Raw genomic sequence first — 10,578 nt, 5'->3', positions numbered from 1 at the left:
ACGCTCGTGCGCAACACCTGCCGCACGCCAGGCGCAGGCCCTGATGCCCCGAGCTTCGAGCTCCTCACCCAGCCCAGCCCAACCCAGCACCGCGCCCTGCAACTCGTCCAAGACATCAAGTTGTAGACAGCAGCCGCACCCCCGATTGCCGTTTCGACAGACCACGACGTCTTCACCCGCGGCAGCCTTGTCCACCAACTGGGACAGCCGGGTCTTTGCGTCATAGATGTCAGTGAGGTACGCGCAGATGACCGAAATGAGCAACTGCGCGGGTTGCCGCCCCGAGAGCTTCGCCACGCCCAGACTCGCCAGTTGCACTGCGCGATGTATCAATACTCGCTACACAACACAGCACAACTGGATTAAGCAGTAAAACCCGCCGAAATCAACAAAGCCGGCACGCGGCCGGCTCTTCTCGCTGCGCGATCCGCTCAGGCGAAGTTGGCTTCCGCGAACTGCCAGTTCACGAGGTTGCCCAGGAAGGCCTCGACGAACTTCTGACGCAGGTTGCGGTAGTCGATGTAGTAGGCATGCTCCCACACGTCGACGGTCAGCAAGGCCTTGTCGGCCGTCGTCAGCGGCGTGCCCGCGGCGCCGGTGTTGACGATGTCGACCGTGCCGTCGGCCTTCTTGACCAGCCAGGTCCAGCCCGAACCAAAGTTGCTGACGGCGCTCTTCACGAAGGCTTCCTTGAAAGCGGCATAGCTGCCCCACTTGGCATTGATGGCCGCGGCCAGCGCGCCGGTCGGCTCACCGCCGCCTTGCGGCTTCATGCAGTTCCAGAAGAAGGTGTGGTTCCAGATCTGGGCTGCGTTGTTGTAGATGCCGCCGGAGCTCTTCTTGACGATCTCTTCCAGCGTCAGGGCCTCGAACTCGGTGCCCTTCTGCAGGTTGTTGAGGTTCACGACGTAGGCGTTGTGGTGCTTGCCGTGGTGGAACTCCAGCGTCTCCTTGCTGTAATGCGGAGCCAGCGAGTCGATGGGGTAAGGCAGCGGGGGCAGCGTGTGTTCCATGGTGTGAACCTCAAGTGTTGGGGGAAGGGAAAACGCGGCGGATTGTAGGGAGACGCAATCACCCCTGCGGCGAAGGCAATACCTTCAGCCGGGCCTTGCCGTCGGCCAGCACGGCCTGGACCTCGCGGCCCGGCGTCAGTGCTGCCACGGAAGTGATCGCGCCGCCCGCGCCATCGTCCAGCCAGGCGTAGCCGCGGGCCAGCACGTGCTGGGGATCCAGGGCCTGCAGCCGGGCCTGTAGCGAGTCCAGCCGGGCGGCCTGGCGGCGCAGCGTGTCGGCGCCGGCTCGCTCATGGCGCTGCGCCAGATGGGCCAGGCGCTGGCGCTGCAGCTCGACGCGCCGCACGGGCGCCGCCGCGGCGCGCTGGGCCAGCAGGTCCAGCATGCGGCGCTGGCGCGCCAGCGCGTCGCTGGGGCGGGCCAGGCGCAGCGCGAGCCGGTCCAGGCGCTGCGCCAGCGACTGCAGGCGGTGGTCGGTGCGCAGCGTCAGCCCGCGCTCCAGCGTGGCGAGCTGCTGCATCAAGGCCTCGCGCGACGGCGCGGCCAGTTCGGCGGCCGCCGTGGGCGTGGGCGCGCGCAGGTCGGCGGCCAGGTCGCACAGCGTCACGTCGGTCTCGTGGCCCACCCCGCAGACGACGGGCAGGGCCGACGCGGCCACGGCCCGCACCACGCGCTCGTCGTTGAAGGCCCACAGGTCTTCCAGCGAACCTCCGCCGCGCACCAGCAGCAGCAGGTCCACCTCGGCACGCGCGTTGGCCGTCTGCAAGGCCCGCACGAGGGCCGGTGGCGCCTCGGCGCCCTGCACCGGGCTGGGGTAGACGACCACCTCGACCTGGGGCGCGCGCCGTGCCAGCGCCGTCAGCACGTCGTGCAGGGCCGCGCCGGCCGCCGACGTGATGACGCCGATGCGCCGCGGGTGGCTGGGCAAGGCGCGCTTGGCGTCCGCGTCAAACAGGCCTTCGGCGGCCAGGCGCGCACGCAGCTTCAGGAACTGCTCATACAGCGTGCCGGCGCCGGCGCGGCGCATGGCCTCGACGATGAACTGCAGCTCGCCGCGCGGCTCGTAGACGGCCACGCGGCCGCGCAACTCGACGAGCAGCCCCTCTCCCGGCGCAAAGTCCAGCAGGGCCGCCGCGCGGCGGAACATCGCGCAGCGCAGGCTGGCGGCCTGGCCGTCGGCATCCTTCAGCCCGAAATAGCAGTGGCCGCTGGCGGCGCGCGTGAACCCGCTGATCTCCCCGCCCACGACGACGACCGAGAAGCGCTCGCTCAGGCTCTGGCTTACCGCCTCCAGCAGGCCGGCCACGCCCCAGATACGTCGGCCCGGTGCGGTCTCGCGGGGCCCAATCACGCGCAAACCCAATGCCGGCGCGGGCCGGGAAGTCCACAGCCGCGCCAGCATTGGGCTGGCGGGCGATTTCGGTCCATGGCGGCCGTCACGGCAACGTCATGAGCGCATAAGGCCTTGTTTTTCAATTCGAATTCCGCTGCTCAAACTTGAGGCAAGTTGTCCAAGGCCTTGATTTGACGGCCCCTGCCGGCCACTGCCCCGACCTTGCCCACAAAGTTGTCCACAGCAACGGTGGATTGCGGGACCGCTTTCTTGGGGTTTGGGCATGGGCTGGGGGCAGCAAGCCTGGGGCCATAATCCCGCGCACTTTCCCGGCCGGTCAGCGGCCGCTCTCTCACGGGGACGACCTTGTTTTCGATCATACAAGCCGCCGGCTGGCCGATCTGGCCCTTGCTCCTGTGTTCCGTGGTGGCGCTGGCCCTGATCATCGAGCGGCTGTCCAGCCTGCGCGCCGCCCGCATCCTGCCGCCGCGGCTGCTGGACGACGTGCTGGGCGTCAGCGCACAGCAATTGCCCGCGCCCGACATGGTCGACCGCCTGGCCGAGAACTCCATCCTGGGCGAGGTGCTGGCCTCCGGCCTGCGCGCCGTGACCGCCGAACCGCAGATGCCGGAAGGCAAGCTGCGCCAGGTGTTCGAGTTCGCCGGCCGCCGCGCCGTGCACCAGCTCGAGCGCTACATGAACACGCTGGGCACCATCGCCACCGCCGCGCCACTGCTGGGCCTGATGGGCACGGTGGTGGGCATGATCGATATCTTCGGCAGCCAGACGCCCGGCGGCGGCAACCCCGCCCAGCTCGCGCACGGCATCTCCATCGCGCTCTACAACACGGCCTTCGGCCTGATGATCGCCATCCCCTCGCTGATGTTCCATCGCTACTTCCGCGGCCGCATCGAGGAGTACGTGCTCGAGCTCGAGGCCGCCGCCGACCGCCTGCTGGGCCAGTTGCGCCGCTACACCGCCTGAAGGCCCGGCCATGCGCTTCCGCCCCCCGCACAGCGACCCGCCGGAGATCAACCTGATCCCCTTCATCGACGTGCTGCTGGTGATCCTGATCTTCCTGATGCTGTCGACGACCTATTCCAAGTTCACCGAGCTGCAGATCACGCTGCCTTCGGCCGACGCGGAAAAGCTCAAGGACAGGCCTCAGGAGGTCATCGTGGGCATCGCCGCAGACGGCCGCTTCGTCGTCAACCGCCAGGCGGTGGAAGGACGCTCGGTGGACATCCTGATCGGCGCGCTGCGCCAGGCCTCGGGCGGCAACGCCGAGGCGTCGCTGATCATCTCGGCCGACGCCGCCACGCCGCACCAGGCCGTCGTCAACGTGATGGACGCCGCGCGCCGCGTCGGCCTGACGCGTGTCACCTTCGCAGCCCAGACCGACGCTCGCTGACCGGCTCCAGCAGCAGTGGCTGACAGGCGGCGCGCTGTCCGCCGCGTTGCTGCCGTTGAGCGGCTTGTACCGGGCGCTGCTGGCGCTACGCAGCTTCGCCTACCGCACCGGCCTCAAGCGCGTCGAGACGCTGCCCGTGCCGGTCATCGTCGTGGGCAACTGGATCGTCGGCGGCGCCGGCAAGACACCCACCACGCTGGCCCTGCTGGCGCTGCTGCGCGAGCGCGGCCTGCGCGCCGGCGTGGTCTCGCGCGGCTATGGGCGCGAGGGCGACGGCGTCCGCCTGGTCACGCGGGTGTCGACGGCGCGCGAGGTGGGCGACGAGCCGCTGCTTCTCCACCTGCGCAGCGGCGCGCCGGTGGCCGTCGGCCGCGACCGCGTCGCCGCGGCGCGCGCGCTGCTGGCCGCCGAGCCGGGGCTGCAACTGCTGGTCAGCGACGACGGGCTGCAGCATTGGCGGCTGCCACGCGCCTTGAGCCTGCTGGTCTTCGACGAACGTGGCCTGGGCAATGGCCGGCTGCTGCCTGCCGGCCCGCTGCGCCAGCCGCCGCGGCCGCTGGCGGCCGACCAGCTCGTCGTCTACAACGCGCCGCGCCCCAGCACCGCCCTGCCCGGCTTCGTCGCCGAGCGCCGCCTGGCCGGCGCGGTGACGCTGACCGACTGGTGGGCCGGCCGGCCGGCACGGATGGACACGCTGCTGGCGCTTCGCGGGCGGCCCGGGCTGCTGGCCGTCGCGGGCATCGCACGGCCGCAACGCTTCTTCGACATGCTGGCCGGCCTGGGGCTGGGCTTCGACACCCTGGCCCTGCCCGACCATGCCGACTTCGCCGAGCTGCCCTGGCCAGCCGGTACCGCCGCCGTCGTGCTGACCGAGAAGGACGCCGTGAAGCTGCCGCCGCAACGCGTCGGCGCCATGCCGGTCTGGGTCGTGGCGCTAGACTTCTCGCCCGGTGCCGGCTTCGAGGCCGCACTGGACACTCAACTGAACACACTCTCCCTGCCCGCCTGATGGATCAACGCCTCATCGAAATGCTGGTCTGCCCGCTGTGCAAGGGGCCGCTGACACTGCTGCGCGAGGGCGCCGGCCTGGAACTGCCCGCGCTGGGCTGCCGCGCCGACCGGCTGGCCTTCCCCATCCGCGACGGCATCCCGCTGATGCTGGAGAGCGAGGCCAAGCCCTGGGATCCCGACACGCCCAGCGCACCCGCGCCCCTGACGTCGCTGGCGCCGTGAGCTTCACGGTCATCATCCCGGCGCGCCTGGCGTCGACCCGGCTGCCGAACAAGCCGCTGGCCGACATCGCCGGCCTGCCCATGATCGTGCGCGTCGCGCGCCGCGCGGCCGAGTCCGGCGCCAGCCAGGTCGTCGTGGCCACGGACGCGCCCGAGGTGGCCGCCGCCTGCGCGGCCCATGGCGTGCGGGCGCTGATGACGCGCGCCGACCATCCCTCCGGCAGCGACCGGCTGGCCGAGGCCGTCGAGCAGCTGGGGCTGGCCGACGACGCCACCGTCGTCAACGTGCAGGGCGACGAGCCGCTGATCGCGCCGGCCATGATCGACGCCTGCGCCGCCACGCTCGCCGCCCAGGCCGATTGCGTGATGGCGACCGTCGCGCATGCGCTGACCGATACTTCCGAATTCGCGAACCCCAACGTCGTCAAGCTCGTCACCGACAAGGCCGGGCGGGCGTTGTACTTCTCGCGCGCGCCCATTGCCTGGTGGCGCGACGGCGCCGGCCAGCCCCAGCAGGCGCTGCGCCACGTGGGCCTGTACGCCTACCGCGCCGGCTTTCTGCGGCGCTTCCCGCAACTGGCCGTCAGCCCGCTGGAGCAGATCGAGTCGCTGGAGCAGCTGCGCGTGCTCTGGCATGGCGAACGCATCGCCGTGCACGTCAGCGCCGAGCGGCCGGGGCCGGGCGTCGACACGCCCGAGGACCTGGAGCGCGTGAGGCGGCTGCTGCAGGCCTGATCCACGGATGGCGGCGTCAGGCCGGCGAAAGTCCGCATGCGATACTCGACCGCTGAGCTGAGGCAGCACCTTGAACGGTCCGCTTCAGGCCCGAATAGGACGAGGAGACCCATGCGACTGATCCTTCTTGGCGCCCCCGGCGCCGGCAAAGGCACCCAAGCTGCCTTCATCTGCAAGCAATTCGGCATTCCGCAGATCTCCACTGGCGACATGCTGCGCGCCGCAATCAAGGCCGGCTCGCCGCTGGGCTTGGCCGCCAAGGCCGTCATGGACTCGGGCGCCCTGGTCAGCGACGACATCATCATCGGCCTCGTCAAGGAGCGCATTGCACAGGCCGACTGCGCCAAGGGCTTCCTGTTCGACGACTTCCCGCGCACCATTCCGCAGGCCGACGCGATGAAGGCCGCCGGCGTGAAGCTGGACTATGTGCTGGAAATCGACGTGCCCTTTGACGCCATCATCGAGCGCATGAGCGGCCGCCGCGTGCACGTAGCCTCGGGCCGCACCTACCACGTCAAGTTCAACGCACCCAGGGTTGCCGGCAAGGATGACGAGACCGGCGAGGACCTGATCCAGCGCGACGACGACAAGGAAGAGACCGTGCGCAAGCGCCTGGATGTGTACCAGGCCCAGACGCGCCCACTGGTCGACTACTACTCGCAATGGGCCGCCACCGGCGACGCCAACGCACCCAGGTACCGCCGCATCGAGGGCCTGGGCTCGGTGGACGACATCATGAAGAAGGCGCTGGCGGCGCTGAGCTGAGGCCCGGCCCTCCGGACGACCAAGCCGCGCCTCGCCGCGGCTTTTTTGTCGGCCACAATTGACGTTTACGTCAACCAATCAACCCAGGAGATCCTCATCATGGAAATCGCAGGCAAGGTGTTCATCGTCACCGGCGGCGCCTCGGGCCTCGGCGAAGGCACGGCCCGCATGCTGGCCGGCCACGGCGCCAAGGTCGTCGTCGCCGACCTGCAGGCCGAGCGCGGCCAGCAGGTCGCCGCCGAGATCGGCGGCGTCTTCGTCCAATGCGACGTCAGCCAGGAAGCCGACGGCCAGGCCGTCGTGGCCGCCGCGACGGGCCTGGGCAAGCTGATGGGCCTGGTCAACTGCGCCGGCATCGCACCGGCCGTGAAGACGGTCGGCAAGGACGGAGCCCACCCGCTGGCGGCCTTCAGCAAGACCATCACGGTCAACCTGATCGGCAGCTTCAACATGATCCGCCTCGCTGCCGAGGCCATGGCCAGGAACGAACCCGAGCCTACCGGCGAGCGCGGCGTGCTGATCTCGACCGCCTCGGTGGCCGCCTACGACGGCCAGATCGGCCAGGCGGCCTACGCGGCCTCCAAGGGCGGGGTGGTCGGCATGACGCTGCCCATCGCGCGCGACCTGGCCCGCAACGGCATCCGCAACATGACCATCGCCCCCGGCATCTTCGGCACGCCCATGCTGTTCGGCATGCCGCAGGAGGTGCAGGACGCGCTCGCAGCCAGCGTGCCCTTCCCCAGCCGCCTGGGCAGGCCGGAGGACTACGCCAAGCTGGTGCACCAGATCGTCACCAACGACATGCTCAACGGCGAGGTGATCCGCCTGGACGGCGCGATCCGCCTGGCACCGAAGTGATGCCGGTGCCGAAGTAAAAAAGGGCCTGGTTTGCACCAGGCCCTTTTTGTTGGGCGGCAAGCGCCGCGCCGGTCAGCGCTTGGCGGAACGCGACTGGATGATCCACAGGCGGGCCAGGTCGGCCGCGCCGTCCGTGCCCTTGACGCTCTTCCAGGCGGACTGGGCCTTGGCGGTTTCGCCGCCCAGCATGAAGGCGATGCCCAGGTAGAGCTTGGCGTCCTCGGGGCGCTTCAGGTTGCCCTTGGCGATGCCCTGCTCGATCTGCTCGACCCCCTTCTTGGCGTTGCCGCCGAAGGCATTGGCCAGGCCCAGGGTCACGAAGGCATTGCCGTCCTTGGCGTCGGCGGCGGCCTTCTCGTTGGCTGCGGCAGCGGCCTTGCCCTCGGCGATCTTTTTGACCATCAGGTCGGCCAGGCGCTTGTGGCGGGCGCCTTCGGCACCCTGGCCCAGGACGTTGGCGGCAAAGCCCTTGTCGACGACCTGCTTGCCCTCTTCAGGGAAGCCCGCCTGGGCCGCCAGCTGCGCCATTTCCATGTAGTCCTCGGCGCCACGCGACATGTTGCCGGTGGCCAGGCGCAGGCGGTAGAGGTCGAGCTGGAAGCGGTTGCTGTCGAAGCTCTTCTTCTGCGGCAGGCCGCCCAGGATCTGCGCCCACAGCTTGGGATCCGGATAGAAGTTCAGCAGCTTCTCGGTCGCGACCGCCTCGGCATTCGCATCGCCCTTCTTCTGGGCCGCGAACAGCAGCAGGTTGAGCTTGTCCTTGGACGGGGCGCGGCCGGCGCGCTCGTCGGCGGTGATCTCGTCCAGCGTGTCCTTGATGGTCGCCGTCATGTCGCCGGACAGGAACTGCGCGTTCTGCTGCACCTGCTTCATCGCCGGGCTGTTGCCGCCCTCCTTGAAGTAGCGCTGCGCCCAGCTCAGCGCCTTGGCGTTGTCGCGGTTGCGCAGATAGGTGCCGGCGATGGCCTCCATGTACTGCAGCTGCTGGGCTTGCGACAGCTTGCCGGCCCCCTTCAGCACGTCGAAGGAACGGGCCATCGTGTCGGGCTCGTTGGCGCCCATCGCGGCGGAGAAGCGCACGCCTTCGATCGCGTTGTTCTCGCCTGCGGTGCGGCCGCCCACGGCCTCGGCCTCGCGCAGCTTGGCCAGGGCTTCCTTGTACTTGCCGGACTTGACGAACTTGCTGGCCTCGGTCAGCGGCGTGCCGATCTCCTTGCGCACGCTGTCCTGGGCGGCGGCCTGGCTGAAGCCGAATTCCGCGCCGGGGGCGCCGTTCAGGGACAGGGCCAGCGCGCCAACGGCAACGGCCACCATGGTTTTCAAAGTCTTCAACTTGCTCTCCTGCAAAGCAAAAACGCGCCGCCCTTTCGGGCAGCGCGCATCACGGTATCGGTGTCAGCGGTCCCGAGGTCACGTCACTTGACGTATTGCTCGTTACCGACCATGCCCATCTTCTTGACGCTGTTGCGCTGGGCCGAGGCCATCACCGCAGCGACGACGCCGTAGTCGACGAGCTTGTTCGGCTTGATGTGGATCTCGGGCTGATCGCTGATCGCCATCTCGCCGACTTCATGCATCTTGGCGTCGACCGCAGCCTGGTTGGGCAGCGCGGTCTCGTCCCAGTAGACGGTGCCGTCGAAGTCGATCATGACGGTATGCACGACCGGCTCCTGCTGCGGCGGCGTCGAGCTTGGCGGCGGCATGTCCAGGTTGATCGTGTGCAGCTGGATCGGGATGGTGATGATCAGCATCACCAGCAGCACCAGCATCACGTCGATCAGCGGCGTCGTGTTGACGTCCATCAGGACTTCGGGTTCACCGCTGCCCGACGAGCTTCCGACATTCATTCCCATATTCGACTCCTGGGATCAACCGCCGCGAGCCGGCGGCTCGGTGACGAAGTTGATCTTCATGATGCCGGCGCGCTGGCAGGCGAAGATCACGCGACCGACCGACTCGTAGCGCGACTTGTCGTCGCCGCGGATGTGCACCTCGGGCTGCGGGTTCTTGACCGACTCCTTGCCGAGGCGCTTCACCAGCTCCTCCATGTCAGGAATCAGCTTGGTACCCCAGTAGACGTCGCCGTCCTTGCTGACCGAGATTTCGATGTTCTCCGGTTTCGTGACGCGGACGACGTTGGTCTCCTTGGGGAGATTCACCGCGATCGACTGCGTCACCACCGGCACGGTGATGAGGAAGATGATCAAGAGCACCAACATCACGTCCACGAGGGGCGTGGTGTTGATGGTCGAGACCACATCGTCATCGCCGGAAGAGGATCCGACGTTCATGCCCATGGCATTGGCTCCTGTGCGAGCTTCAGCTCAGGGATTAGCGCTTGGCGACGGCGCGGTTGCCCATCAGCACGCCGTGCAGGTCGCCGGCGAAGGAACGGACCTGGCCCATCACGCTCTTGTTGCGGTTGACCAGCCAGTTGTAGCCCAGCACGGCCGGAACGGCGACGACCAGACCGATGGCGGTCATGATCAGCGCGGCGCCCACGGGGCCGGCAACCTTGTCGATGGAGGCCTGGCCGGCGACGCCGATGGCGGTCAGCGCGTTCAGGATGCCCCACACCGTGCCGAACAGGCCGACGAAGGGAGCGGTGGAGCCGACGGTAGCCAGGAAGCCCAGGCCGGCCGAGATCTTGTTGTTGACGTCGGCGACGGCGCGATCGACGTTCATCGTGACCCAGCTGCTGTGGTCGATGTTCTCGGTCAGGGCGCCTTCATGGTGCTCCGAAGCCTCGATGGCCGTGGTGGCGATGTAGCGGAAGGCACTTTCTTCCTTCAGGCCCTTCAGGCCGTCGGCCAGGCTGGCCTTCTTGAAGAAGGAGGCGCGGACTTCCTTGGCTTCGGACTGCAGCTTGCTGGTGTCCCACAGGCGGACCACCAGGATGTACCACGAACCCATGGACATGATGGCCAGGATGAACAGCACGACCTGGTCGACGACGTTGCCATGGGCAACGATGTTGGCCAGGCTGTAGGGGTTGTCCTGCTTGGCGGGAGCGGCAGCGGCGACGGGCGCCTGAGCGGCGGCGTCGTCAACCACGGCGGCCGAGGCGGCGTCGGCCGGCTTCTGATCTTGCGCGTGGGCGGGCGAAACAGCCAGGGTCGCGGCCATGGCGATGGCGGCAAGGAAGCCGGTGATGCGAGAAATCATGGAGTCAACTCCTAGGGAAAGATTCTGGTTTGATGCGGTTCGGAATGCGCCGGTCTGGCGCCGGGT

Annotated in this window: 14 protein-coding genes; 7 read left to right on the top strand and 7 right to left on the bottom strand. The window is 68.5% G+C overall.

All coding sequences use genetic code 11. The annotated features are described in order from the left end of the window. The 3 genes from JOY88_RS18550 to xseA form a co-directional block, all read right to left on the bottom strand. Nucleotides 1-297: type II toxin-antitoxin system Phd/YefM family antitoxin (locus JOY88_RS18550; RefSeq protein ID WP_367269821.1), on the bottom strand; the 297-nt coding region annotated here is incomplete at its 3' end. A gap of 134 nt (nucleotides 298-431) precedes the next feature. Further along, a complete protein-coding gene (locus JOY88_RS18545; RefSeq protein ID WP_293504116.1) occupies nucleotides 432-1,013 on the bottom strand; it encodes a superoxide dismutase in 582 nt (193 codons plus the stop codon). 58 nt (nucleotides 1,014-1,071) lie between these two features. Beyond that, nucleotides 1,072-2,415: an exodeoxyribonuclease VII large subunit gene (gene xseA / locus JOY88_RS18540; protein WP_524539235.1), complete on the bottom strand. Its 1,344-nt coding sequence runs from the start codon at nucleotides 2,413-2,415 to the stop codon at nucleotides 1,072-1,074. 297 nt (nucleotides 2,416-2,712) lie between these two features. Between xseA and JOY88_RS18535 the strand changes: the two genes are divergently transcribed. The 7 genes from JOY88_RS18535 to JOY88_RS18505 all read left to right on the top strand — a co-directional run bounded on the left by JOY88_RS18535 (nucleotide 2,713) and on the right by JOY88_RS18505 (nucleotide 7,347). Beyond that, on the top strand, nucleotides 2,713-3,330 hold the full coding sequence (locus JOY88_RS18535) for a MotA/TolQ/ExbB proton channel family protein (RefSeq protein ID WP_293504115.1): 618 nt from the start codon (nucleotides 2,713-2,715) through the stop codon (nucleotides 3,328-3,330). Between the two features lie 10 nt (nucleotides 3,331-3,340). Beyond that, entirely contained in the window at nucleotides 3,341-3,757 is a 417-nt protein-coding gene (locus JOY88_RS18530) for an ExbD/TolR family protein (RefSeq protein WP_293504114.1), read from the top strand. Beyond that, nucleotides 3,723-4,766 (top strand): tetraacyldisaccharide 4'-kinase, encoded by a 1,044-nt coding sequence (gene lpxK / locus JOY88_RS18525; protein ID WP_293504113.1) that lies wholly within the window; start codon nucleotides 3,723-3,725, stop codon nucleotides 4,764-4,766. The genes JOY88_RS18530 and lpxK overlap by 35 nt, the downstream gene beginning before the upstream one ends. Then, nucleotides 4,766-4,990, top strand: coding sequence for a Trm112 family protein (locus JOY88_RS18520; RefSeq protein ID WP_293504112.1), 225 nt, complete (start codon nucleotides 4,766-4,768; stop codon nucleotides 4,988-4,990). Before lpxK ends, JOY88_RS18520 begins: the two co-directional genes overlap by 1 nt. Continuing rightward, a complete protein-coding gene (gene kdsB / locus JOY88_RS18515) occupies nucleotides 4,987-5,724 on the top strand; it encodes a 3-deoxy-manno-octulosonate cytidylyltransferase (RefSeq protein WP_293504111.1) in 738 nt (245 codons plus the stop codon). Before JOY88_RS18520 ends, kdsB begins: the two co-directional genes overlap by 4 nt. A 111-nt stretch (nucleotides 5,725-5,835) precedes the next feature. Beyond that, complete coding sequence (adk, locus tag JOY88_RS18510; protein ID WP_293504110.1) at nucleotides 5,836-6,489, top strand: adenylate kinase; 654 nt, start codon at nucleotides 5,836-5,838, stop codon at nucleotides 6,487-6,489. 99 nt (nucleotides 6,490-6,588) lie between these two features. Then, nucleotides 6,589-7,347, top strand: coding sequence for a 3-hydroxyacyl-CoA dehydrogenase (locus JOY88_RS18505; RefSeq protein WP_293504109.1), 759 nt, complete (start codon nucleotides 6,589-6,591; stop codon nucleotides 7,345-7,347). 72 nt (nucleotides 7,348-7,419) lie between these two features. Here the strand turns inward: JOY88_RS18505 and JOY88_RS18500 are convergent, their stop codons facing one another. The 4 genes from JOY88_RS18500 to JOY88_RS18485 form a co-directional block, all read right to left on the bottom strand. Continuing rightward, a complete protein-coding gene (locus JOY88_RS18500; protein ID WP_293504108.1) occupies nucleotides 7,420-8,679 on the bottom strand; it encodes a hypothetical protein in 1,260 nt (419 codons plus the stop codon). 83 nt (nucleotides 8,680-8,762) lie between these two features. Beyond that, nucleotides 8,763-9,200, bottom strand: a complete 438-nt coding sequence (locus JOY88_RS18495) for an ExbD/TolR family protein (protein ID WP_293504107.1) — start codon at nucleotides 9,198-9,200, stop codon at nucleotides 8,763-8,765. A 15-nt stretch (nucleotides 9,201-9,215) separates the two neighbouring features. Then, a complete protein-coding gene (locus JOY88_RS18490; RefSeq protein WP_293504106.1) occupies nucleotides 9,216-9,644 on the bottom strand; it encodes an ExbD/TolR family protein in 429 nt (142 codons plus the stop codon). Nucleotides 9,645-9,678: 34 nt separating this feature from the next. Further along, nucleotides 9,679-10,512: a MotA/TolQ/ExbB proton channel family protein gene (locus JOY88_RS18485; protein ID WP_293504105.1), complete on the bottom strand. Its 834-nt coding sequence runs from the start codon at nucleotides 10,510-10,512 to the stop codon at nucleotides 9,679-9,681. Between the last annotated feature and the right edge of the window lie 66 nt (nucleotides 10,513-10,578).

The sequence above is a fragment of the Roseateles sp. genome, from assembly GCF_019237615.1.
Lineage (GTDB): Bacteria > Pseudomonadota > Gammaproteobacteria > Burkholderiales > Burkholderiaceae_C > Pelomonas.
This window is presented reverse-complemented; position numbering and strand designations above follow the sequence as displayed.